The organism is Pseudobutyrivibrio sp., assembly GCF_017471675.1.
Classification (GTDB): domain Bacteria; phylum Bacillota; class Clostridia; order Lachnospirales; family Lachnospiraceae; genus Pseudobutyrivibrio.
This window is the reverse complement of record NZ_JAFUSK010000092.1, coordinates 40631-66465: the sequence shown is the minus strand read 5'-3', so window position 1 is coordinate 66465 and position 25835 is coordinate 40631. Positions and strand designations below refer to the sequence as shown.

The 25835-nt window shown below is 36.2% G+C and carries 19 protein-coding genes and 1 other RNA gene; 2 read left to right on the top strand and 18 right to left on the bottom strand.

Annotation, left to right across the window (positions count from 1 at the left end; all coding sequences use genetic code 11):
• Positions 1 to 442: 442 nt before the first annotated feature.
• From IJ535_RS14120 to tadA, 9 genes are all read right to left on the bottom strand, one after another.
• Positions 443 to 1114: a CvpA family protein gene (locus IJ535_RS14120; RefSeq protein ID WP_294304125.1), complete on the bottom strand. Its 672-nt coding sequence runs from the start codon at positions 1112 to 1114 to the stop codon at positions 443 to 445.
• A gap of 8 nt (positions 1115 to 1122) precedes the next feature.
• Positions 1123 to 2340, bottom strand: coding sequence for a DUF5711 family protein (locus IJ535_RS14115; RefSeq protein ID WP_294304123.1), 1218 nt, complete (start codon positions 2338 to 2340; stop codon positions 1123 to 1125).
• A gap of 53 nt (positions 2341 to 2393) precedes the next feature.
• Positions 2394 to 4292 (bottom strand): 1,4-alpha-glucan branching protein GlgB, encoded by a 1899-nt coding sequence (gene glgB, locus IJ535_RS14110; RefSeq protein ID WP_294304120.1) that lies wholly within the window; start codon positions 4290 to 4292, stop codon positions 2394 to 2396.
• A 22-nt stretch (positions 4293 to 4314) separates the two neighbouring features.
• On the bottom strand, positions 4315 to 7068 hold the full coding sequence (locus IJ535_RS14105) for a hypothetical protein (protein ID WP_294304118.1): 2754 nt from the start codon (positions 7066 to 7068) through the stop codon (positions 4315 to 4317).
• A 102-nt stretch (positions 7069 to 7170) separates the two neighbouring features.
• Positions 7171 to 8487: an AI-2E family transporter gene (locus IJ535_RS14100; RefSeq protein WP_294304115.1), complete on the bottom strand. Its 1317-nt coding sequence runs from the start codon at positions 8485 to 8487 to the stop codon at positions 7171 to 7173.
• Between the two features lie 17 nt (positions 8488 to 8504).
• Positions 8505 to 10790: a hydratase gene (locus IJ535_RS14095; RefSeq protein ID WP_294304113.1), complete on the bottom strand. Its 2286-nt coding sequence runs from the start codon at positions 10788 to 10790 to the stop codon at positions 8505 to 8507.
• A 14-nt stretch (positions 10791 to 10804) separates the two neighbouring features.
• On the bottom strand, positions 10805 to 11566 hold the full coding sequence (locus IJ535_RS14090; protein WP_294304111.1) for a hypothetical protein: 762 nt from the start codon (positions 11564 to 11566) through the stop codon (positions 10805 to 10807).
• Positions 11567 to 11595: 29 nt separating this feature from the next.
• Positions 11596 to 11787: signal recognition particle sRNA large type (ffs, locus tag IJ535_RS14085), an RNA gene on the bottom strand.
• Between the two features lie 51 nt (positions 11788 to 11838).
• Positions 11839 to 12288, bottom strand: a complete 450-nt coding sequence (gene tadA, locus IJ535_RS14080) for a tRNA adenosine(34) deaminase TadA (RefSeq protein ID WP_334298443.1) — start codon at positions 12286 to 12288, stop codon at positions 11839 to 11841.
• Between the two features lie 190 nt (positions 12289 to 12478).
• On the opposite strand from tadA, the gene IJ535_RS14075 reads away from it, so the two are divergent.
• Positions 12479 to 13180, top strand: coding sequence for an anaerobic ribonucleoside-triphosphate reductase activating protein (locus IJ535_RS14075; protein ID WP_330619634.1), 702 nt, complete (start codon positions 12479 to 12481; stop codon positions 13178 to 13180).
• Between the two features lie 20 nt (positions 13181 to 13200).
• Positions 13201 to 13749 carry a GNAT family N-acetyltransferase gene (locus IJ535_RS14070; protein ID WP_294304109.1) on the top strand — a complete coding sequence of 183 codons (549 nt, stop codon included), beginning with the start codon at positions 13201 to 13203 and terminating at the stop codon, positions 13747 to 13749.
• On the opposite strand, the gene IJ535_RS14065 is transcribed toward IJ535_RS14070, so the two are convergent.
• From IJ535_RS14065 to IJ535_RS14025, 9 genes are all read right to left on the bottom strand, one after another.
• Positions 13750 to 15039 carry an alpha-amylase family glycosyl hydrolase gene (locus tag IJ535_RS14065; protein ID WP_294304107.1) on the bottom strand — a complete coding sequence of 430 codons (1290 nt, stop codon included), beginning with the start codon at positions 15037 to 15039 and terminating at the stop codon, positions 13750 to 13752.
• A 56-nt stretch (positions 15040 to 15095) separates the two neighbouring features.
• The gene (locus tag IJ535_RS14060) at positions 15096 to 17264 is read right to left on the bottom strand and encodes a YhgE/Pip family protein (RefSeq protein WP_294304105.1); all 2169 of its coding nucleotides are present in this window, start codon (positions 17262 to 17264) and stop codon (positions 15096 to 15098) included.
• Positions 17261 to 17701 (bottom strand): hypothetical protein, encoded by a 441-nt coding sequence (locus IJ535_RS14055; RefSeq protein ID WP_294304103.1) that lies wholly within the window; start codon positions 17699 to 17701, stop codon positions 17261 to 17263. Before IJ535_RS14055 ends, IJ535_RS14060 begins: the two co-directional genes overlap by 4 nt.
• A gap of 21 nt (positions 17702 to 17722) precedes the next feature.
• On the bottom strand, positions 17723 to 19957 hold the full coding sequence (locus IJ535_RS14050; RefSeq protein ID WP_294304099.1) for a YhgE/Pip family protein: 2235 nt from the start codon (positions 19955 to 19957) through the stop codon (positions 17723 to 17725).
• Positions 19957 to 21582: a tetratricopeptide repeat-containing diguanylate cyclase gene (locus tag IJ535_RS14045; RefSeq protein WP_294304097.1), complete on the bottom strand. Its 1626-nt coding sequence runs from the start codon at positions 21580 to 21582 to the stop codon at positions 19957 to 19959. Before IJ535_RS14045 ends, IJ535_RS14050 begins: the two co-directional genes overlap by 1 nt.
• Before the next feature lie 23 nt (positions 21583 to 21605).
• Positions 21606 to 22460, bottom strand: a complete 855-nt coding sequence (gene rsmA, locus IJ535_RS14040) for a 16S rRNA (adenine(1518)-N(6)/adenine(1519)-N(6))-dimethyltransferase RsmA (protein ID WP_294304095.1) — start codon at positions 22458 to 22460, stop codon at positions 21606 to 21608.
• Positions 22461 to 22470: 10 nt separating this feature from the next.
• Positions 22471 to 23253, bottom strand: coding sequence for a TatD family hydrolase (locus IJ535_RS14035; RefSeq protein WP_294304094.1), 783 nt, complete (start codon positions 23251 to 23253; stop codon positions 22471 to 22473).
• Between the two features lie 159 nt (positions 23254 to 23412).
• A complete protein-coding gene (metG, locus tag IJ535_RS14030) occupies positions 23413 to 25383 on the bottom strand; it encodes a methionine--tRNA ligase (protein ID WP_294304090.1) in 1971 nt (656 codons plus the stop codon).
• A gap of 9 nt (positions 25384 to 25392) precedes the next feature.
• The gene (locus IJ535_RS14025) at positions 25393 to 25749 is read right to left on the bottom strand and encodes a zinc ribbon domain-containing protein (protein ID WP_294304087.1); all 357 of its coding nucleotides are present in this window, start codon (positions 25747 to 25749) and stop codon (positions 25393 to 25395) included.
• Between the last annotated feature and the right edge of the window lie 86 nt (positions 25750 to 25835).

The following is a 25835-nucleotide window of genomic DNA, read 5'->3' as shown; positions in this document are numbered from 1 at the left end:
AGGATCAAACTCTCATGTTAAAAAGAATTTAATTCCGAATCAGTATAAAACTGAATTGTTTACTTGATATGTAAGAATCAAAGATTCTTACTAGGCAATGATTTTAAAAATCAAGTTTTGAAAATCCTTACCCTTTAATAAAGGTTTTTGTTTCGTCTTAGAAACTAAATGAATTTCAAGGATACATGTTTTAAAAACTTGTATTAATTCAAGGTTTGTTTCACTGTTCAGTTATCAATCTTCATCTTGTTGTGCCCTCAGCAGCAACTCGTATATACTATCATGAGCAAGCAGCTTTGTCAAGCACTTTTTAAGATTATTTTTCAAATCTCTTATTAAGAAATTACTCATTTCTTAACTTGTTCTGCTCTCGCGGAACGAATAGTATATTATCATCTGAATCCCACAAAGTCAACAGGTTTTTTCAAAATAATTAATGTCTTTATATTCCGATAATTCTTTCAATTATGTTGTTTTGATAAATAAAATACAACATCTGGTCATTTTCTGTGTTTTCTATTATAAATCTGCCATAGGTAGAGGTTGGAAAACAGTCCGCAATAAACATAATTAACCATATCAGTAATATACCTTCTAAAAAGCCAGCCAGTATACCCATAAACCTATTAATATCTCTTACCCCTGGTACAAAGCCTATTGCCTTAATAAGCTTATCAAGCAGGAAGATTATTAATATACCTGAAATTACACATATAATAGTTGATATGCCCTTAATTGCTGCTTCTGTTAATTCACTTGCTATAATATTGATAGTACCATCTATAGAGCTTTGTACAGATTCTTCTATTTTCTCTTTAATTGAAGGTGGAACTAATACTTTAACTGCATCTTCACCAGATCCCGCTTCTTTCTCTTCTGATGCATTATATCTCTCATGGAGATGTAAATCTAAATTTTCCTGAATTGTTGCTGGAAGTACTGTATTAGTCCTTATATAACTACTAACCACCTCTGTGCCAAAGTTTACAAGACATATTAAAAATATCCATGCCACTAATCCAAATATTATTCTTAACATTCCCTTAGTGGCTCCTCTTATAATACATATAAGCATCAATATGGCAAATGCAATTAGCAAGTAATTAAGTTCCATGAGTCCTCCTATTTAAGATATATTTCTTCTGTTTTATCTTTTTGTATCACATAATATCGCTTTGCTGCAGTTGTAGAAATAACATCATATACAACTTCATCAAATTTATAGTTGAACTTCTCTATACCTTGCAGATTATACAAGGCTATCTCATTCTCGTTTTTTAATAGTATATAATCGTTTTCTAGTATTGATACTTCTTCATAGCTATTATCTACTTCTTTTGAAACGTTTTTGAATCCATAGAGATTGTATACATTTAATTCATTAACTACTTCTCCCGTTTCTAATGCCTTTTCGCAAATATAGCCAAAATGGCTATCGTTATAGAATATACTTTTCATTTCTTCATTGACAGAAATATCCTTAGCTACAGAGGCTTTAAAGTTATTATTGAATATTATTATTTTGGAATCAGCAAAGGCTATTGCTTTATTATTCTTTACAAAGTCAACCTTTGGTATTAATGTTCCTATATATTGATAAGTTGCCGCAATATTATCCTGCTCTTTTTTTCCAGCACTTGTAAAATCATAAAAAATAAGCTCAGAAGATACTTCACCATCATCAACATTAATAACAGATAGAAGTAGCCTTGTTGCATCTGAGGATAAGGCCATTGAAACTGGAAATCCTTTATTTTCAGGGTGTATTTCACCTGCTACAAGCAAGGAGCCTTTTTTATCATACATCTGGATGTAACTAACAGAATTCTCCTGCAAAAGCAAAGCAACACTTCCCTGAGATGCAACCTTTGCTTCAACTACAGGCGTTGTTGTTCCAATTGACTTAATAAAACCTTTGGATGAAAAAATATCAACCTCAGTTCCTTTTTTATCGTAGACAACTATATAATCGCCACTTATATCCACACATGGATTAGTCATATCATAAGTATAATTCCATATAAGTGCTCCATCGAATCCAGTATAAAAAATACCATCTGCACTATATTTTAATAAATTGTTGTTATAACTAATATAATGGCTTTCTGCAGAATCTTTTCTCTCCCATGTTTTTTCCACTTCATAGTCATCATAGGTAGAAATGGTTCTTATTACCATGATTGAAACCACTATTATTAATAATAAAATGAGTAAAAATATATACCTTTTCTTTGGAGGGGTATAATCATCATCCTGTACAGGAATATCCTGCACTTCCTTTTCTTCTTTATCCTCCTCTTGCTGCTTTTCAGGTAATTTTATTATTTTGAATTCTTCCATGTTTTTGACCTATCTAAAAAATAATGGGCTGTATGTACAGCCCATAAATTGCTTTAATATACAAATACTGCCACTTGATATGGTGCTACAGGAAAAGCAATTGAATATTCTCTTCCATCGCATTCTTCTTTGCTTGGTGTATAGCTTTCTTTTATAGTGCCGCCATCTCCACCAAATTCTTTGCTTTCACTGTCTAAAAGAAGCTTACATTTTCTATTTTCAGGTACACCTACTTTGTAATCATCATATCTCATAGGTGTCATGTTAATTACAAATAAAATGTTATTTTTTCCATTCTTTGATTTGCGAACAAAGCTGAAAATGCTCCTATAGTTATCATTGGCATTAATCCATTCAAAGCCTGCCCATGATACATCCTGCTCGTACATTGCAGGATAATTTCTGTATATGGTCAAAAGTTCCTTAAACATTCTGGCTACGTGACGGTGGTTTGGATTATCTAAAACATACCAATCTAGCTCTCTTGCTTCGCTCCATTCTGTACCTTGTGCAAACTCCTGACCCATGAATAAAAGCTTCTTACCAGGATGCCCCATCATAAATGCATATCCTGCCATAAGATTTTTATATTTATCTACTTCCAGACCTGGCATCTTTGCAAGCATTGAGCCTTTAAGATGTACCACTTCATCATGACTTAGAACTAAAATATATCGCTCTGCCTCATTGTAGCTCATTGCAAATGTCATTCTGTTATGATTATCTTTTCTAAAGTATGGATCTAACTTCATGTAATCAATGAAATCATGCATCCATCCCATGTTCCACTTGTAAGAGAAATTCAGGCCTCCATCTTCAACATCACCAGTTATCTTTGGCCATGCTGTGGATTCCTCTGCTATCATTACAGCACCTGGATTACGGCCTCTTATAAGAGTATTAATATGCTTGAAGAACTCGATTGCTTCAAGATTTTCATTGCCGCCGTGTTCATTTGGCACCCACTGTCCTGGCTTTTTACCATAATCTAAATACAACATAGATGCCACAGCATCTACCCTAAGACCGTCAATATGATATTGTTCTACCCATTGCAATGCACTTCCGATTAGGAAATTCTTAACTTCTGCCTTGCCATAATTGAAAATCTTAGTGCCCCAATCAGGATGCTCGCCCTTACGTGGGTCTGCATACTCGTAAAGAGGTCTTCCATCAAAATCTGCAAGGCCATGTGCATCCCTAGGAAAATGAGCTGGAACCCAATCTAAGATTACACCTATTCCATTCTTGTGCAGGTAATTAACAAGATACATAAAATCGTCAGGCGTACCATATCTAGATGTTGGTGCATAGTAGCCTGTTACCTGATATCCCCAAGATCCATCAAATGGATACTCAGAGATTCCCATAAGCTCAACATGGGTGTAACCCATATCAAGCACATATTCTGTTAGGCTATGAGCAAATTCTTTGTAGCTGTAAAAACCATCATTTTCTGGCCTTGGATGGCGCTTCCATGAACCTGGGTGCACCTCATAAATAGCCATTGGCTGCTCCCAGAAGTTCTTAGTTGCTTTTCTTTGTTTCATCCAGGTCTGATCAGTCCATTTAAACTTAGTAATATCGTAAATACGAGATGCAGTGCCTGGTCTGATTTCAGCGTATGTTGCATAAGGATCAGCCTTGTAAAGCTTTTTACCATCCTCTGTGTATATCAAAAATTTGTACAATTGACCTTCTTGCGCTTCTGGTATAAATGTCTCGAATATACCTTGCTCAGCTGGCTCCACTCTATGCATAAAATTGCGATTCTCATCCCAACCGTTAAACTCACCTATAACGGCTACACTAGCTGCGTGTGGTGCCCAAACATCAAAATATACTCCTGTTTCTTTTCCCTGCTTACCCTTGTGGGCACCAAGCTTTTTATAGATATCATAATGTGTTCCTTGTCCAAACAAATATGCATCTAAATCTGTAAAATTGCTCATATACTACTATCCCCTTTTATATTTATTTATCAAAATCCTTCTCTTTTAGAATGATATTGCCATTTTTATCATATTTAGGCTTATTGAAAAAGCCACCCCTTGTAGATTTTTCAATGGCATCATCCATAATCTCTGCAACTTCTTTGATTGTAGTTACATGGTCATAGCGACCAATTAGATTGATACGGTTGTAAAGTGCAAGTATTCCCATATCATCAATTGTACAACCAGCTTCCAATGCGTATGTCTTGGCAAAAGATACTAATTCATCAATTGAAAATACTGGTATAACTATCTTCTCAGTAAATCGCTTAGCAAATGAACCATCTTTCATTAATGCCTTGTCGATTCCCTTTTTATTATCCTCAATAATTATGATTGTACCAGTATTATCTGATTCCATGAGAAGTGATAATGTAACCGCTGTCTCCTTAGAAATGCCACCTGCAGTTTCGATGATTAGGCAGCCACCCTGAATCTTGGCATATAATCTTTGGATGTCCTTCTCGTTAAGTTTTTCTCCTGAAATCTTACCGATACCGCCCTTTGGATAACCTGTTTTTTTCTGAAGAACCTTGATAATACTTGTGGCCATTTGAGTCTTGCCAGAGCCTGGCTCACCAACGATAACAATACTTCCGCCATTGTCCTTTGGATTGCTCATGTGCTCTGCTGCACCTTCAATAACCTTTTTAATATTAGCTTTCATACCTCCTATAGGTAGGAAGTAAGAAAATACTGATAAATCATCCTCGTCAATATCGATAAATCTATTTGAATCCTGGCTGATTTCAGGCTCTTGTGGTGGCAATTGCTCTTCTACCTCCACTGGCTCTGCAAATTCTATTGGTTCCTGTGGTGTTTCCACCTGTGGCATTTTTTCAACTTCATCTACAACTGTAGATTTTGACATTACCTCTTCAAGTATATCCTGTGGTAGCTCGATTGGAGGAAGCTCAAAATCATCATAGACATAAGTGCTTCCTTCTTCTTCAGTAATCTCTACTGGTTCACTGAAAGGCCCGCTAATAGGCTCATTAGCAGCGCCTTCTTCCGTATATATTTCTGGCTGCTCATCAGATGGTGTATCATTATCATCTGTAATTAGCCTATCTATTTCCTTTTGCAATAGGCTATTAACATCTGCAATCATCTGAGAAGCTTCTTTTAAATCAACATCTTCTTGATTTTCTGCTTCTTGAGCTTCCTTAGATTCCTTTTCAATATTAAGTGTTGGAGGCTGCCAGCTAGGTGTAACATCTTCCACATCATCAACAGCACGCATTATAGATGCTGCTGCAACTGTTCCTGCTGCTGAAAGGGCTGCTTCCTCAGCTGATATAACAGGGATATCAACTAATCCTTCCTGTAAACCATCGGTAGATAGCTTTGGAATTGCAAAGCCTACTCGTCCTGCAGGCTCATTATCAGGCTTTACTATAGGTTCTTCTACTGTATCTGTTATTTGCTCCTCTACCACTTCCTCTGCATCTACTGAGTCTTCTTCTAAAGCATTCTCATCAATTGCAACTGAAGATTCCTCAATTACAGGAGCCTCAGTTTGATTTGTAGATGAGAGATATTCTTCCTTTAATAATTCTTGTGAGCTTACACCTGCATCTAACTTAGACATTACGCCCTCTAAGCGATTAAGCACATTGTTTGCTTCACGTAGTGCTCTTGTTCTGGCACTTTCAAGCTCTTTTGTTTTGGCATCCTCCATAGCAGCCTCTGCTGCACGCTTAGTCTTTTCCCATTCAGCCAAAACATCCTCTATGGTCATTTGACCTTCAATCTGTTCTTCAGTCTCTCTGCTTTCGTCAGCTAATCTAAGGCTAATCTGTCCATCATAGCCCTCTTCAAGATATTGCTGGAAGGTATCATTTACTGAAAAAGTCTCTGTCTCTTCTTCTACTTCATCCTCAGAAACTTGAAGATATGGTATTTCCTCAACAAGATTCTTTATGGCATCCATATTTTCAGATACTTCTCCTGCATCTGTTGCCTTCATAATCTCATCAATATTCTTTTTGATTTCAGCCTGCAAATTGATAGTATCAAAACGCTCTGGTCCCTCTGGAAGTGGGATAGCTTTTACATTTGGGACAATGTTGCTGGAATCTACCACTGCTTTTGGTGTGATTTCTGTGATACCATCCTTCTTTTGCCTAAGGTTACGGTATTTATCCTCTTGAGACTTATCAAGTGGCTGATACAGCATCTTTAGCTCTAATGCTCTTTCTACCACTGGTCCATCGCCAAACCAAAGGATTATTTCGTCACATAAAGCTATACACTTGTCTGCCTGGTTTGTCTTGTGATAAAGATAAGCAAGCTCATAAGCCCACTCCTCGATGAAATCATTATCCTTAAGCTGTTCAAGGATTTTGATAAGAGTGGTTGTATCAGCGCCTTTAGCAACATTAATATTATACTTGAGAATATATTTAAGACTGTCGTGAGGTGCAATTTGAACGAACTCGTTATAATACTCCTGAGCCTCATCGATTTCTTTTAGCTTAATAGAAATCATGCAAAGCTTGTACAGTATCATTCTTCCTATAGGGGAACGTTCATGAGCAAGAAGAAGCAAATCTCTAGCCTCGTCTATTTTTCCAGCTGCTTCATAAGACTCACTTCCTGCAATTAGATCATTAATATTATGAATTTTTCGCCAATTAATGGTTTCAGCCACATTCATTGCATCAGCGAATTTATTTTTTGATACGAGATTTTTCATCTCTTCAATCCTAGTACGATACTCCATTTTTTCCACAGAATTATTCTCCAAAATTACATACTTATAATTAATAGAAATTTTAACATACGTCGGTTCTAAAATCAAAAAACCAGGACAAAAAATCCTGGTTTTTGAGAATTATTTTTTCTTATGCTTCATCGAATTCAATGAAAAATGAGTTTTTCTTTTTGAAACATTCTCTTGATGCTTAATAAGCTCATTTGTATCAAGGTCAATATAATCCATTAGGATGTACTCACTGGTATCCTTTGGTAAGTCTCGTTTTTCAACCAAATAATCAGATATTCTGCTGATTATGTAATAAACAATTGCAACTATTGGAACTGCTACAATCATTCCACCTACGCCAAAGAAGCCTGCACCTACTACTACAGCAAACACTACCCAGAAAGATGAAATTCCTGTTGAATCCCCAAGAATCTTTGGACCGATTAAGTTTCCATCAATCTGCTGCAATATCAGAATGAATATTAAGAAATATATTCCCTTCATTGGCTCAGTAAGGAATATGATAATTACCGTTGGAACAGCACCTATATATGGACCAAATACTGGTACTATATTTGTAACGCCTACAATAACAGATACAAGCACAGGATATGGCATACTCATAATCAGACAGCCAATATAGCAAATTGCACCAATAATAGCTGAATCTATTATCTTACCAATAATAAATCCATAGAATATATCACCTGATTTTCTGCTGATTTCCAAAATTATATTGGAATACTTAGGTACAAATATTCCGCATACAAGTTTTTTTGTCTGTGCTTTAAAGGTTTCCTTTGACAAAAGCACATAAACAGATACAAACATTCCAATAATAATATTAACTACAAACTTTCCTACAGATAGGACACTGGTTGTTACCACAGACATCATATCCGTTTCGTCGTAATCAATGTATTGGTCAACAAAAGCCAGTCCTTGATCTACTAAATCACCAATATTATTGTCTTTTGCCTTCATAAGGGCTTCTTCATAATTTCCCTTGGTAATTACATTACACCAATCTAAAACAGCTGCAATCTGCTCTTCAATATGGTTAGCTAAATATATTATTGTACTTGTCAAATTAGGAACAATACTGCCAATAATAAATACCAGTATGCCAACAAATATTATTAATGCCAATATGGTTGATAAAGCTCTATTGCCCTTTTTAGCACCAACTTCTGTTTTGCATACTCTTGCAAATATCTTTTGAAATCTTTTTTCAAAAAAGCCCATCATAGGATTCATCAAAAATGCCATGACAAATCCTATGAAGATTGGCTGTATTACTTTATTAAAATGGTCTAATGCCGTGGATACACTTCTGCCATTCCTAAGTAAGAAGTAAAATAGAATTACTACACAAGCAGCAAATACATAGCTTCCTAGCTTTTTCCTAAATTGTCTTCTTTCTAGCTTTTCGTTTTCCTCTGGCATTTTTTTATCCCCCAGCTTTATTGTCTATTGTAATTAATTAAGCAGCCCTTGAGAATTATCTCTCTCTCATCATCTGTAAGCTCTCCAAGAGTCATGGTGAATTCCTTAAGGCCTTCTTCCTTTACAACATACGCCTTAATTGTGTCATCCTTGTTAACAACAGCATCCTTAATACCTGGAATAAATAAATAATCAAGGTTCTTAAATGGAAGCTCTCCCTCAGGGATTACAAATGGAAGCATACCCCAGTTAATAAGGTTTGAGCGATATCTCTTTGTGGCATATTCATTGGCAATATTGGCCCATCCACCTAATACCTTTTGGCAAGATGCTGCCTGCTCTCTTGCAGAACCATCACCTGGCTTAACAGCGAAAATTGTGCTTCCTACGCCAAAGTTATCGTGATTAACATCTGGATAGGTTTCTTTCACCTTATGCACAATCTTCTTAAGCTCTGGAACAGCCTCACCTGCGCACTCACCAGCCTCTAATGCCTTTTGAGCCTTCTGAATATTCTTAGCACGTCCCACGTATTCAGGATCCTTACGAGATAATGTAAACTCTGCAAGGCCAAGTGGATTAGAACGATATGATGATGTTTCTCCTGATGGAATAAGCTCATCTGTTGTTGTAACAGGATCATGAATCTCTGATACAACCTGAAGGAATAAGTTTTCAGGTAGAGGGCTCATCTTTGGCCAATCCTTAATGTTTGGCCCAAAATGAATCTCTGTCTCAGGTTCTGCAACACCCTTAGAATCAAACACACGGTTTGCATATATTCTGCCATCAAAATAGTATTTTGGCTTTGTATAATCAACATCAATATCTGTTGCTGCTGTGAGATATCCCTTATTTGCTGCTGTTGCTGCAATTGAACGTGCATCCATAAGTGCAACAGATGCAATCTGACCATTTTGAAGCTTAGAACCTTCTCTATTAGGGAAGTTTCTTGTAGAGTGACGGATAGAGAAACCATTGTTAGATGGTGTATCTCCTGCGCCAAAGCATGGTCCGCAGAATGCTGTCTTAACGATAGCACCTGTACTCATAAGGTCTGCTACGGCACCATTCTTAACAAGCTCCATGTAAATTGGAGTAGATGCTGGATAAACTGAAAGTGTAAATTCATCTGGTCCAATGCTTGTGCCACGAAGAATATCTGCTGCATCACAAATATTCTCAAATCCACCGCCTGCACAGCCTGCGATGATACCTTGGTCTACATATAACTTACCATTTCTAACCTTATCCTTAAGTGAGAATTCTACTTGTCCATCAAGTGAAACCTTAGCACGCTTCTCACAGTCATCAAGGATATCCATAAGATTTGCGTTTAATTCTTCGATTGTATATGTGTTGCTTGGATGGAATGGCATTGCAATCATAGGCTTAATCTCATCAAGATTAATCTCTATCATTCCATCGTAATATGCCACTTCACCTGGGTTAAGTTCTTTGTATTCTTCCTTACGACCATGAATCTCGTAAAATTCTTCTGTCTTTGAATCGGTAGTCCAGATTGAACTTAAGCAAGTTGTTTCCGTAGTCATAACATCTACGCCAATTCTAAAGTCCATAGAAAGATTGGCAACGCCTGGTCCAACGAACTCCATTACCTTGTTCTTAACATAACCCTTATCGAAAATTTCGCCGATAATAGCAAGAGCCACGTCCTGAGGACCTACGCCCTTTCTAGGTGTTCCTGTCATATAAACACCGATAACTCCCGGCATTGAAATATCATAAGTCTGATTGAGAAGCTGCTTAACAAGCTCTGGTCCACCTTCGCCCATTGCCATGGTACCTAAGGCGCCGTATCTAGTGTGAGAATCAGAACCTAAAAGCATCTTTCCGCCACCTGCCATCATTTCACGGGCAAACTGATGAATAACTGCCTGATGTGGTGGAACATAAATACCGCCATACTTCTTTGCGCAAGTAAGACCAAACATGTGGTCATCCTCGTTGATAGTACCACCTACGGCACAAAGTGAATTGTGGCAGTTAGTAAGACAGTAAGGAATAGGGAATTTTTCAAGGCCTGAAGCCCTTGCAGTCTGAATAATACCTACGTAAGTGATATCATGACTGATCAACTTATCAAACTTAATCTGCAGGTGGTCCATGTTACCTGAAACATTATGGTTAGCTAAAATGCCATATGCCATTGTTTCCTTGTGAGCGGCGTCTTTAGTTACTTCTTTGCCTACTGTAGCCTTAATCTTTGCAATAGCCTCTGGGCCATCTTCCACAATTTGGCTACCGTTAATTAAGTACACTCCGTTGTTGTAAAGCTTCATCCTTTATTCTCCTTTTAGTGTTTTAATCCAAAAAGACTTGAAAGTCCTTTTTTACCTGGTTTCTTTTCCTCTGCAGATTCTTCCTCCTGCCATTTAAAATATTCTGCATCTAAATCTTCTGAAGAGATGGTGTTCTCTTCATCAATATCTCCTGTAGGTTGGTCTAAATCTTCATCTATTTCTAGACCAGCTCTAGCAAAGTAATCCTTATCAATTCTGATTTCCGGTGCTGCGTATTTTGGGGCATCATCAAATTCCTCTGTGGTGCCCTCAGCCTTTTCCTTACGGATACGCATATTTTCCTCATCAATGAGTCTTAAGTATTTTTGTGTATCTATCAAATCATTTAAATGACTCTTTAGCTCTAACTGGTTGGTTTTTACGGACTTTGTTTCTTCTTTTATTTTTTTATTGGCCTCTTCATAAATCTTTGCAATAGATTCCTGAGATTCCTTGATGATTTTCTGAATAGAATCCAAAGCATTATCGGTATACATTAAAGATGCTGCATAGATATCCTCGGCTTTTCTAGTTGCTTCGAATACAATATCATCACCCTGCTTTTGCATCTCACGGTTGGCTTTATCACGACTTTTGACGGTAAGCTCATGCTCCTCCATCATATCGTACATGCACTCATTTAGTTCTTTGAGTAAATCCATCATGGCATTTTTATCCACAATGACATTTCTGGTGCTACCCTCATAAGGCTGTGCCTTAGAAAACAACACGTGCATATCTCTTAATACTCTTTCTGTTCTATCCTGTGCGCCCATAATTTAATCCTTTTACTTATATAAAAATACCGAGCCATCTATTAGATATCATTTGGTAGCCGCTCTGTAGGACTCCCCTCAGGCGACCCCGCGTCAGATGAACGGTCCTACTTAGTGCTGCTGCATTCCTGCCCTGACACGATTCGTAGGTGCCCATTACGCAGGACCCAAAGATCAGCATCCTACAAAACGACCGCCAAATGATATCTTATATTGCTCGGAGTCCTTATTTTATGATAACAAGGACTCCTTTGTCAATAATATTGCCTATTTTACATTACTTGATTTTTCTGTTCCCTAAGCTCTTCGAAAAATTTTGTCATCATTTCTGTACATCTTTCTCCTAATATGCCTCTTTCAACCTCACATTGATGATTAAACTGCTGCATCTGAAGAATATTGATAATTGAACCTGCACAGCCTGCCTTAGGATTCATTGCACCAACAACTACCTTAGGAATTCTTGCTTGTACAATGGCGCCTGCACACATCTGACATGGCTCAAGGGTTACATAAAGTGTACAATCCTCTAATCGCCAATCTCCTGTTTTTTTACATGCTTCGGAGATAGCGGCAATCTCTGCATGAGCCAGTACACTTTTATCGGTGTTTCTGCGATTATACCCTCTTGCGATGATTTTGTCATCCTGAACTATTACACATCCAATAGGTACTTCATTTATATCATAAGCTCTTTTAGCCTCTTTTAAAGCCTGTTCCATGTATTTTTCGTATATTTTAAGATTTTTTTTCTCTTCTTTTTCCTGCAATTTAGCTAGTCGCTTTTCTTCACGCTCCTCTTTTGACATCATGGATTTTCCCCTCCTGTTTTGATATACTTTTACTAGGAAAAATAGCATTTAAACCTAATTTTTGCTATTTTATTTATAACACTTTTAGATAGAAAAGGGAATGTTTATGCTTATTCTTGGTCTACAAAAAACTACTCTTTTAGACTTTCCAGGCAAAGTTGCTTCAACAATATTTACCGGCGGTTGTAATTTTAGATGTCCTTTTTGCCACAACAGCGAATTGGTTTTTCCCCCTAAGGATGCCTTTGCTTATAGTTTGGATGAAATATTTGAGCATCTGACTTCCAAAAGTAAGATTCTAGATGGAGTTTGTATCACTGGCGGGGAGCCTACACTTCATAAGGATTTACCTGATTTTATTAAACAAATAAAGGATTTAGGTCTTTTAGTTAAGCTTGATTCTAACGGAACTAATCCTGATATGCTAAAATATTTAATAGATAACAGGTTGGTAGATTACATAGCAATGGATATAAAAACATCTAAAACTAAGTACAATGATATTGCTTGCATGACTAACTTCGATATTAAGCCTATTGAATCATCAATTTCTATTCTTATGCAAGGTAAGATAGATTATGAATTTAGGACTACGGTAATGAAGGAATGCCACTCTAAGGATGATATGCAATCCATCGGACAATGGCTTGCCGGGGCAAAAGCCTATTATATCCAAAGCTATAAGGAATCTGAGCAGGTTATCAATCCAATTTTCTCTAGTCACAGTATAAAAACTCTTAATGAGTTTGTAGATATATTAAAACCATACATCCCTAATACTAATCTTAGAGGTGTGGATTAAAAACCAAACGGGGGATTGATATGAAATTTGAGGTTACTACTGACAGGTTAGTTCTTAAAGTTCTAGGTTCTGAAGCTGCTTCTATGGTATTAAGCTTTTATCAACGAAATAGGGATATTTTTGAAAAATATGAACCTGTAATAGGCGATGATTTTTACACTCTAGGTCATCAGAAAAAAATATTGGATTTTGAACACAAAAATATTCTAAAACTTATTATGATTAGATATTGGATTTTTGATAAAAACAATCCTACTGAGATTATAGGAACTGTTAGCTACAGAAATATTGTACGTCCAATATATGAAAGCTGTACTATTGGTTATAAGATGGACAGAAACCATGTAAATAGGGGATATTGTAGTGAAGCAATAAAGGCTACAATCCCTCTTATTGCAAAAGAGCTTGGTATACATAGGTTTGAAGCACTTATATTGCCTGATAATAATCCTTCCATACACATGGTGGAAAAATTAGGCTTCAAATATGAAGGCATCCTCCGTGATAAAATCATTATAAACGGAGAACGCCTTGATCATTGCATGTACGCCTATCTGGCTGACAACTAATTATTTCAATATTTTACTTCCATGTGGTGCTAATTCAATATCGTAATGCTGGCCTCTATAGTCAAAGCTTAGGGGCTTTTTTTCTGGGGTATTATTCAACGCAACTATTACATATTCGTCACCTAACACCCTTGCAAATACCAATGTTTCATTTCTTACCTGGACTTCCTCATATATTCCTTCTTTTAATGGATTTAAATCTTTCCTTATGTCTGCTAAGGTTTTGATATGGTCAATTAGATCAGGGTTATTTAGCTTTTCGGGCTCAAGTTCTGGCCTTAGGGCATAGTCTCCATCACCTGCATTTTTATCTCCTTCGATTCCAAATTCACTACCATAATAAATTGATGGAATTCCTGGCATAGTGAATAATAATGTATATGTAGGGAATATATTTTCTTTATCCTTAAGTAAAGTAGCTATTCTATTTACATCATGATTATCCACAAAATTATACAGATATTTTCCACTATACAATCCGCCCTGTCCCCACTGACGCTTCATTGCATAGTTAATCTCAAAATAATTGTGGTCATTATGACTTGAATATATACCTTTCCAGCATTCATAATTAGTTACAGCATCAAGCATTTCTTCATTCACATAGATATTATAATCACCATGAATAATCTCGCCCATAAGCCAAAAACTTGATTTTTTCTGCTCTGTAAAGGATTTTAATCGCTTAAAAAATCCTCTTTCTATGCAATCCGCAGCATCTAATCTTAGGCCATCTATATCAAACTCATCTATCCACATGCCTACTGCATTTAAAATATGGTTATCCACAGCTTCACACCAGTGATTCAATTTTACTAATTCTTCTGCACCAGACCAACATTCATAGGATAATCCATCGTTATGCCAGTTATTACCACCTAAATTAAGACCAGCTATCCAATCCTTATAATTAGATTTTTCTCTGTTTTTTAATACATCAACAAAGGCCTCATGCCCTCTGCCAACATGATTAAATACACCATCTAATACAACCTTTATGCCATTTTGATGACATTGTTTTACCACCTCTTTGAAATCCGCGTTATCCCCCAATCGGCTATCAATCTGATAATAATTATATGTATCATAACCATGAGTTCCTGATTCCATAATAGGGCCAAGATAAATGGCGTTTATACCTATTTTCTTTAGATGAGGTATCCAATCTATTAGCTTAAGTATTCTATGTCCTTTGGTCTCTTCCCCTTTGTTTTCCCTAGGACATCCAAAAGCTCCAAGTGGATAAATGTGATAAAACACTGATTCTTTAACCCATTCAATATCTCGCATAATAACCTCCTGTCTTTTGTTTTTACTACAAAAAGGCAGGTTGCCCTGCCTTTTATTTAAATCAGAATACCTGATTTTTCCTTACTACTCTCAATTTTCTCATTTAATATTTTAAAAGGATAGTAAAGTACTATACCTACAAAAATAGCTACAATGCCATAAATAATCAATGTAAGCATGCAGTTTCTATATGTATCCTTATAGAATCCAGCAATACATTCTCTTAGCGCGTTCATTGAATAGTTAAATGGCATAAACTTATACAATACCTGGAACACCTTTGGTAATACTTCGATAGGGAAGGTTCCACCTGCTCCAGCTACCTGAATAACCATAAGAATTACAGAGAGAGCCTCTCCTACATTGCCAAATGAATAGGTAAATGAGTATAAAAGCAATGAATAAATTAAAGATGTCCATGCGCAAGCCAGCCAAAAATAAAATGGATGCTCACACTGTATACCTACAAACAAAAATGCTCCCATTACTGTAATAATTGTTTGCAACTGACCAATTACAAATGTCACAAAAAACCTTCCAAAGAAGCATTGCCAGTTCTTTAGATTTCTCATGCCAGTAGTATCTTTTACTGCCGTCTTTAAAATTGTCGACATTATTAATGCTCCTACCCAGATTGAAAGCACAATATAAAATGGTGCTGTCATGGAGCCATTATTTTCAACCGGGTAAACGTACTCATCTGATATCTCAACTGGACTACTTATAAATTCAGATAGCAAATCTGGGTCTGTCTGCAAAAGATTTACAAACTTCTGATATGCCTCATTATCCCCAATACTCTTAATATCTGAAATCAAAGCTGACAGTTGTCTTTCCATTTCAACAGCTTCGTTACGGGATTTTATCAATGAATCCTTAGATTGATCAGCCAATGATGAATAACTCTTTAAGCTTGATATAACAAGGTCTATGCTATTTGCATTGTAGTTTAACAGCTTCTTTACCTCTGCTACAGAATTAGCAGCTGAATCAATAGCTCTTTGCTCTAAAGGTGATATTTCATTTTCGTATTTAGCCCTTACATCTCTTGTGTCTGACAACACTACAGCTATATCTTGAACTAGTGCTGCCTTTGTGTTATTAAACTTTTCAATATCTGTAGCTGCATATTCGCCTAATTGTGTAGCATCTGCCTGAAGCTTAGCAACTGTGGCGTCTGTGTTAGCTATATTTTGCCTGATAGTATCATTTGCAATAGGTGAGGTATAAATTGCATTTGAAATAGTACCTGGTGTGTCCTTGTTTCCCCAGGCACTTGCTAGCTTATTAACTTTAGTTACAATGTCATTGACTTTCTCAGAATCTTTATTATCAACATTTGCAAGCCTATTATTTAAATCCGTTGCTATTGCATCTGCGTCATCAAGCTTTTTATTAAGCTCATTTATCTTATCGTCGCTTATTCCTTTTACTTTTTGTAAATCCTGCTTGGCATCACTGGCACTCTTTTGTGCGTTATCTGCCATGCTTTTTGCCAGCTCAGTTATAGAATCAGCAGTCTTAGACACTGCTGCACCTGCTTCTGAAATATTCTCCGTAGAATCCATTAGGGCAATATAGGAATCTAAAATAGAAATTACCCCATTTAAATCTGAATCTAATCTCTCAAGCTTCGCTATTCCCTGACCTGTAATATTGCCTTCTTCATCTAATGTAGCAAAGTATTCTCCACCTTTAAGCAAAGCCTGTGCCACAGTACTAACAAAAGCATGATCTACTTCTCGCTCTATAGTAGTCTTCACTTTAGCTGTTATCTTAGGTGCAATGGCATTCTTCTTCTCATTTTCATAATAAGTGATAACTGGATTTTCAATATCGCCGCTAAGGAAGCTAATCATGTTATCACTAAATTCTTCATCAATCACAAGCGCAGCATAATAATCGCCTGAATGCACACCTGCAATTGCTTCCTGAGCTGTATCTGTAAATACCCAGCCAATAGTCTTGTTCTCCTTAAGGTTGCTGATAATAATATCACCAACGTTAAGCTCTATATTTCCAATAACGATGCCCTGGTCTGAAGACGCCACCGCAACCTGTAGATTTGAAGTAGCGCTTTCACCATAAGGATCCCAGTTAGATAGTATATTAAACCAGGCATAAAGAGATGGTATAACTGTTAATCCAATTATTACTACCATTGCCACAACATTTGTCGATAACCTTTTGATGTCAGAGGCAATTATTTTTATTATATTTTTCATTTCTTTAATTTGCCTCCCATTGTACGGATATCGGATTTAATTTCTTTTTTGAATTCTTTTCTAAAGTCCTTAATATCCTTTTCAACTTCCTTCCTAGCATTATTAATATCTGCCATTCCCTGAACTACTTCATTACCTATCAAAGCCTGAGCTTCTGCTTCTTTTTCCATTATTCCAAATTCCATTAACTGCTCCTGAAGCTTAAAATCCATGTATTCCACATACAACAAATAAAATGCTATTCCAAACAAAGAAACAATCCAAAGTACTAAGAATACCAGCTTTGAACGGTCTGATACAAAGCTTATTATCAAAAATACTAGTGGTAATAGGATGTTTACTTTCAAACCAACTCTTATTTTCTTTTGATTTTTTAAATGGACCTGCTGCTGCAATTCCAAGAATTTTTCATATACTATTTCTTTTTCTTTTCCCATGTGTGCCTCCTAAAGGATGATTTACATCATCTTAGTATCTTCCATACGTTCTTCCATATAATGATTAATTGGCTCAAATGGAATTCTTATGAGTAATCCTATAACAAGAGAAACACCCATAAATACAATCAGTGTTCCTAAATATTTAAGATAATCTAATTCATACATTCCACACAAACATTCCCTGATTGCATTTATTGCGTATGGGAATGGGAAGAAAATATATACCTTCTTGAAAAACTCTGGTAGTAACTCAATAGGATATGTACCAGAACTTCCAGCAATCTGTATAACTACAAGAACTACAGCAAGAGCCTTGCCTGCATCTCCCCATGTAACTACCAAAGAATAAATCAAAAGTGTAAATGTAGTAGCTATAAATGAACCTGCAAGGAAGAATAGGCCAGGATGAATACATTGAACATGTAATAATAAAATGTCTCCTGCGACAATGATTATTGATTGTAGCTGTCCAAGTACCCAGTAAAGTGCATATCTTCCAAAATATAACTGTCTTTGAGACGCATTTGGATATCTATTTTTATCTGGTGTTACCTTAATAATTGCTGTAAGAATTAAAGCACCTACCCAAAAAGCAAGTGTTGAATAGAAAGGTGCAACAGCTGAACCATAGTTTTCTATTGGATAAACAGCCTCTGTCACAACATCAACTGGTGTAGAGAAAAACTTGCCATATACCTCTGGATCACCTGATAATGCGTTAACTAATACCTGAAGCTTTTCGCTTTCCCCAGCCTTTTCAACATTGTTTATAACATCAATTAATCTACCATTTACATAAGTAATAGCCTCTCCTGTTTTTTCAAGGCTAGTGTTGGCGCAATCTATGGAACCATTAATAGCATCAAACATCACCATTAAATTTCCAAATGTACTACCTACTGAATTAAGCAATGTATTTGTATCATTTAATGTTTTAGTTAGCGAAGCGATATTACTGCTAACGCCTGGTCTTAGCTTATTATTAAAGGCATCCTGAAATGCCACTGTTTTTGCATCGGCTTCATTAATTGCCTTTTTTAACTGATCTGAACCATTAGCAACTAATGCATTTGTATCTATGTTACTAATTGCCTCTTTATTCTTTTCAGCCTTGGACATTACCTCTGCGGATTGTTCTTTAATGTTAGTGGCATCTATTTTAGCTATGCTTTCTCTTTGGCTTATTTCATTACTGGTATCTAGATTTAAAATTGTTTTTATTGCTATTACGCCGTCTAATAGATTTATAGCTGTGTTTTTATATGTATCTATTTTATCAGTAGGAATACCTGCCGCCACAACTGCTAATTTATATTCAACATCAGATGCATCCATTAAAAACTGTTTTGTAGTAGATGCCATTTTATTTGCATCCTCTGTAGCTCTTGATACATCTATATTTTTTCGCATATCCTGAGATTTTGAGTAGACTATATCCATAGCCTCGCTTATATCCTTAGAATAGCTATCTAAGGTAGTATTAACAGTACCTGATACACCAGCAGTATTACCAATTGCTTTAGCGCTTTGCTCTGCTTGATTTTTTAAATTTGATGCATCTGTTTTCGCAATGTTTAAATTGGACTTTAATGCTGCATCGTTTGCAATTATGGTGTTGATTGTGTTTTGATATCGAGTTAAATCTCCACTTAATCCCCTAAGCTTTTCTAGGACTTTATCTACTCCACCTTGTTCTTGTATTTCATCGGAAAAATCTGATGCACTAGAAAATACCCCACTAACAACTACCTCTGTAAATGCTACATTGATATTGTTTTGTAAGGTTTGAACTACCGTATCAGAAATCTTTGTTGCTACTGGATTTTTCTTTTGATTCTCATAAAAGTGTAGAGTTGGTCTATCTATTTCTTCTGTAAAAACATTGTACATATTGTAGGTAAAATCTTTATCTACAACTACTGCTGCATAATACTTTCCACTATATACACCTTCTATAGCTTCATCTGCAGACTTAACAAACTGCCAATCAACAGCTGTATTCTCATGAAGATTCTCAATTATAGTATCTCCTTGATTATGATATTCACCATTTTCGTCTGTGTATCCTTTATCTAAAGAAATTGCAGCAAATTTTAGAGCCCCTGTATTGCCGTATGGGTCCCAGTTAGAATAGATATTAAACCATGCATAAAGGGCTGGTAAAAAGCAAATACCAACCACAATTACTAATGCAAAAAAGTTTTTTACTAAACCTACAACATCATCGATAAAAATCTTTTTAATGGTTTTCATTAATCCTTCTTCCCTTTAATATTTTCTTCTACATTGCAAATTTTGATTGCATTTCTGCTTTGCTGCTTAACCTCATATAGCATATTGTCTGCCTTTTGGAGATACATAAACATACTGTCATCATTACTTGGCATGCCATAGCAGATTCCTTGAGAAATAGTCACTCTATCATCTGTTAAGGAGAATTTATGCTCCATTTTTGCATCATAAATTAAATCTCTTAATTCATTTGCCTTCGCCTCTACCATTTCCATGGAGAGTCCCTCATATATAACTACAAATTCGTCACCACCATATCTAGCGGCGAATATTCCATCATCTGCCGAAAGTTTGATGAGCATATCTGCTATAAATTTAATGCAATCATCCCCGGCCTGATGCCCGTAGTTATCATTAAACTGTTTAAAGAAATCTATATCAAGAATTTCTACAGCAATACTTGTCTTATTTAAAAGAGCTTTAGCGAAAGCATCCTCACTATATTCATTAAGCTTCAGTCTATTATACATTCCTGTTAGTGGGTCTGTCTCTGAACGTTTTTGCAAGAATGTATTCTTTTCCTCTACTTTTCGGTTAATTTGTGTAAGCTCCATATACGAATTACGCATAACGACCATATTGCTGACCATTAATCTGTTTTCTCGTTCCATATATTCTGAAAGCTCAAAGTACAAAACAGAAGCAATTTTATATTCTTCAATCTGGCCTACTTTTCGATAATATCTTATTTTTAAAGTCAAAAGCTTCCGTTCAAGATTCTTTATAGATGTATGCTTTGTTAAATCATCTAAAACTGTATAGGCTTTAAAGAAATCATCATATCTTTCGATAGAAAGAAGCATGTGGAGATAGTCATAAAAATCGTCAAAAACATCTAAAATAGGCATATTTATACTGGTGTTTTTATTAATTTTATTAATCCAGTATTCACATGCCTCCATTTCGTTTATTGCATGATGTACTCTTGCAAAAAAACAATATATAACTACCTTATCAATTTTCTGCATAAATGGCATACAGTCTAATCTTAGGCGCTTTTCGACTTCTAGATACTTAGCTTCCATATCAAGCTTTAAATAAGCTCTACCCATTCCAAGCAATATGGCAGTCATGCTTTCTATATAATTTTCTATGTCCTTATGCTCTAACAAATAACGATGAGCAATTTCTGTGTGGGAGATAGATTTTTGATATTCTTCTATATTTAGATATAAAGAACCTAGATTCATATGAATCATCCATTCAATATCTGGAAGAGAGTAATCCTCACAAATACTAATGGCCTTAATGAAATAATCAAGAGCAAATGGAGCATTTCCGCGGTTTAAAGATACGATGCCAAGCATATTATTAGCCATGGCAACATATCCCCATTCCTTAACATGTTCCATAGGACCCATGCAAGAAAGCATCTGAGAGTAAAAGTTAGATGCGTCATTCAACAAATAATAGGTTTCACCCTTTGAAAAATAGGCATAGCCTATTAAGGCATCATCCTTCAAGCTCTTTCCAAAGGTTAATAGCTTGTCGCAGGCCTTTAAAATGGCTCTTGGATCTTTTCCCCTATTTTTTTGAATATCTCCAATTAACAATTGGATTTCTCTGCTGTATCCCATGACATTCATTGACCGCACTCTCCACTATTTGACTACATTTCTTTTAATATATTCGTTAGTGTAGCAAAATCCTCTAATGATAATGCTTCACCTCGTACAGTTGGTGTAAATCCTGCCTTTTCGATAGCCTCCGCAATTTGTTCTTTAGAATAATGCAATCCATTGCTTAATCCATTTAACAATGTCTTTCTTCTTTGATTGAAGGATGCTCTAATAATCTGGAATAATAACTTTTCATCACATTCTACAGGTGGATTGTTGTGACACTTAAGTGTGATTACTGTGCTGGTAACCTTTGGCTGAGGCATAAAACAGCTTGGTGGTGCATCACAAACAATCTGTGGATTAGAATAATACTGAACTGCAAGTGAGAGAGCACCATACTCCTTAGAGCCTGGACCTTCCTGCATTCTATCGGCAACTTCCTTTTGAATCATTATAGTGATTGATTCAAGGGGCACATGGCTTTCAAATAATCCCATAATAATAGGTGTTGTAATGTAATAAGGCAAATTAGCAACCACCTTTATTGGCTTTCCACCATTTTTTTCTTCTGCCAACTTTTTAATATCAACCTTTAGAATATCCTGATTGATTACGCTCCAATTTTTGTATGATGAGAGAGTATCATCCAAAATTGGAATTAAAGTTTTATCGATTTCTACTGCAACAACTTCCCTTGCTTCCTCGCAAAGACGCTGTGTCATTGTTCCTATTCCCGGACCTATTTCTAAAACGAAGTCATCCTTTGTAATTCCTGCTGCATTAATAATATTATCAAGGATATTTCCATCAATTAAGAAATTTTGTCCATATTTTTTTTGAAATGAGAATCCATGAGCTTCTAAAACAGCTCTTGTATAGGTTGGATTACTTAAATATGCCATTTTTTATTCCTTATCTATTTGCTTTTTTATATATATTTAACGCGTTCTGGTAAGTTACATTTTCTACCTCAGCAACGCTAATATTCTTTATTTCTGCTATTTTTTCAGCTACATGACTTAAAAAGATAGAAGAGTTACGTTCACCTCTATGAGGTACAGGTGCCATATATGGGCAATCTGTCTCAAGGACTATGCTCTCAAGTGGAACAGCCTCCACTGTTTCTACCAGCTTTTTAGCATTTTTAAAGGTGACAACACCGCCTACGCCTATATACCAGCCCATCTTTACATATTCCATTGCAATTTCTTTTGAATATGAGTAACAATGGACAATACCTTTTACATGGCTATTATTATACAGCTTAATTGTGTTTAAAGTGTCTTCTGCGGCATCTCTTGAATGGATAATCACAGGCATTTCCAACTCCTTTGCCAAATCCATCTGTTTATTAAACCATAAACGCTGTTTTGCTCGTTGTTCTTCTTCCTTTACCCAATAGTAATCAAGGCCTATTTCACCTATAGCTACTACCTTTGGATTTGAGGAATTCTGCCTAAGCCATTCAATAACCTCATCGTTTATTTCATCAATTTCCTCTGGATGGATGCCTATAGCTGCATAAACATCATCATATTTTTCCGCCAAAGCTATACTTTCCTTACAACCTTTAAAAGTAGCTCCAACATTTACTATTTTTCCTATATTGTTTTCTCTCAATAAATGAGAAAGAAGTTCGACTCTATCTGGGTCGAACTTCTCATCATCATAATGAGCATGAGTCTCAAAAATCATACAAATATTCCTAAACTAAATCTCGCCTGTTACATTGACAATACAAAATATTACTTACAGTCACTAGATGTTCCTTTCAGTAATATTTTGATTGTCAATTACAGGCTACTTTTACTTGCTATAATAACTTTCTCGCCTGTCACGTAAACAATTACCTAATTAGCAAATTTCTGCGCCATTTGGCATTGTACGCTCTGGTGTCATGAGGGAGAGATTACCATCTGCATCCTCTGCACAAAGAAGCATTCCCTCTGATAATACGCCTGCAAGCTTTGCTGGCTTAAGGTTTACAAGTACCATTACCTTCTTACCAACCATTTCGTCAGGAGAGTAGTGCTTACTAATACCTGAAACAATCTGCTTAGTAGTAGAACCAATCTTAACCTGTGAGCAAAGAAGCTTCTTAGAGCCCTTAACTGCCTCACATGCTACGATTTTACCAACCTGGAACTGAAGCTTCATGAAATCATCAAATGTGATTTCAGGCTTTGCCTCAATATCAATGCCTTCCTCATCATCAGCTGTTTCCTCAGGCTGTGCTGGGTGAAGCTCGGCAACCTTAGCCATAACCTCATCAAGGTCAAGGCGGGCAAAAAGTATTTCAGGTGTATCAGTTACCTTACCGCCATTTGGGTAATGTCCAAATGTTGAAAGCTCATCGTATGCAATTTCCTTAGCACCAAGCTGAGCTAAAATTTTCTCAGATGTCTCTGGCATAAATGATTTAAGTAGGGTAGCACCAATAGAAATTCCCTCTACAAGGTTATATAAAACTGTTGCAAGTCTATCCTGCTTAGCTTCATCCTTAGCAAGAGCCCATGGCATTGTTTCATCAATGTATTTGTTACATCTCTTAAACAGATTAAATACCTCTGTAATAGCATCTGCAACACGAAGATCTGCCATCTTTTTCTCAACAGCTGTAACTGTACCAGTAACTACTGCCTTAAGATCAGCATCTACATCCTCAGCAACATTCTTGTCCTCTACAACACCGCCAAAATACTTGTTGCTCATTGAGATTGTACGATTTACTAGATTTCCAAGTGTATTGGCAAGGTCTGAATTAACACGCTCTACCATAAGTGGCCATGAAATAGCACCATCGTTTTCAAATGGCATTTCATGTAAAACAAAGTATCTAACAGCATCAACACCGAAGAAATCAACTAATTCATCAGCATAGATAACATTACCCTTTGACTTAGACATCTTATCATCACCGCCATCAGCTGCCTTTGTAAGAAGCCATGGATGACCAAATACCTGCTTTGGAAGTGGAAGATCAAGTGCCATCAAAAAGATTGGCCAATAAATTGTATGGAAACGAATAATATCTTTACCAATAAGGTGAAGATCAGCTGGCCATAAAGCCTTGAATCTATCAGAAGATTCTCCATCGCAATCATAACCAATACCAGTAATATAGTTTGTAAGGGCATCAAGCCATACATATACTACGTGCTTTGGATCAAAATCAACTGGAATACCCCATGTAAATGAAGTACGGCTGACACAAAGATCCTGTAAACCTGGAAGAAGGAAGTTGTTCATCATTTCGTTCTTACGTGATACAGGCTGGATAAACTCTGGGTGAGTATTAATATATTCAATAAGCTTATCAGCATATTTGCTCATCTTGAAGAAGTATGCTTCTTCCTTAGCTGGCTGAACCTCACGGCCACAGTCAGGGCACTTACCATCTACAAGCTGTGACTCTGTCCAGAAAGACTCACATGGTGTACAGTAAAGTCCTTCATAAGAGCTCTTATAAATATCGCCCTTATCATAAAGCTTCTTGAAGATTTTCTTAACCTGCTTCTCATGATCTTCATCAGTTGTACGAATGAATTTATCATAAGATGTATTCATTAAATCCCAAATGTTTCTAACCTGACCTGATACATTATCAACAAATTCCTTTGGAGTAATGCCAGCTTCCTCAGCCTTTAGCTCGATTTTCTGACCATGCTCATCTGTACCTGTCTGGAAGAATACATCATATCCCTCCTGACGACGAAAACGTGCAATAGCATCTGCAAGAACGATTTCGTAAGTGTTTCCAATATGTGGCTTACCTGATGTGTAAGCAATTGCTGTAGTAATGTAATAATTGCCTTTGTTACCCATTTTTAACTCCTACTCTTCAAAAATATCGTCTATTTTCTCTCCGCAAGCACTGCAATATCTAGAGCCTGTCTTAACCAAAGCTCCGCACTTAGGACATGCCTTACCACCTTTAAGTGCCATAATATCATCAGAGATTTCCTTTAAACGAAGCTCACAGGCTGTGATTTCTTTGATTTCTTCAATATCATCATCCTTGTGTTCTTCGTAGCACTTCCTACCAAGTTTTTCGTAAAGCTTAGTAAGTTCCCCTTCCTTGACCTTTTTATCATATTGAAGCTTAGTCATATCTCCAGCATTCTGAGCCATTTTACCAAGGTCTTTTGTTGTATTCGCAATGCTATCTGAAAGTTCATCTAATAGTCCCATATAAATACCTCCGTTTGGTTTAAAATCCCCTTTAAACCTTTTGATTTTAACACAATAACTGCTTTTTTACCACTTTTTCCACAAAG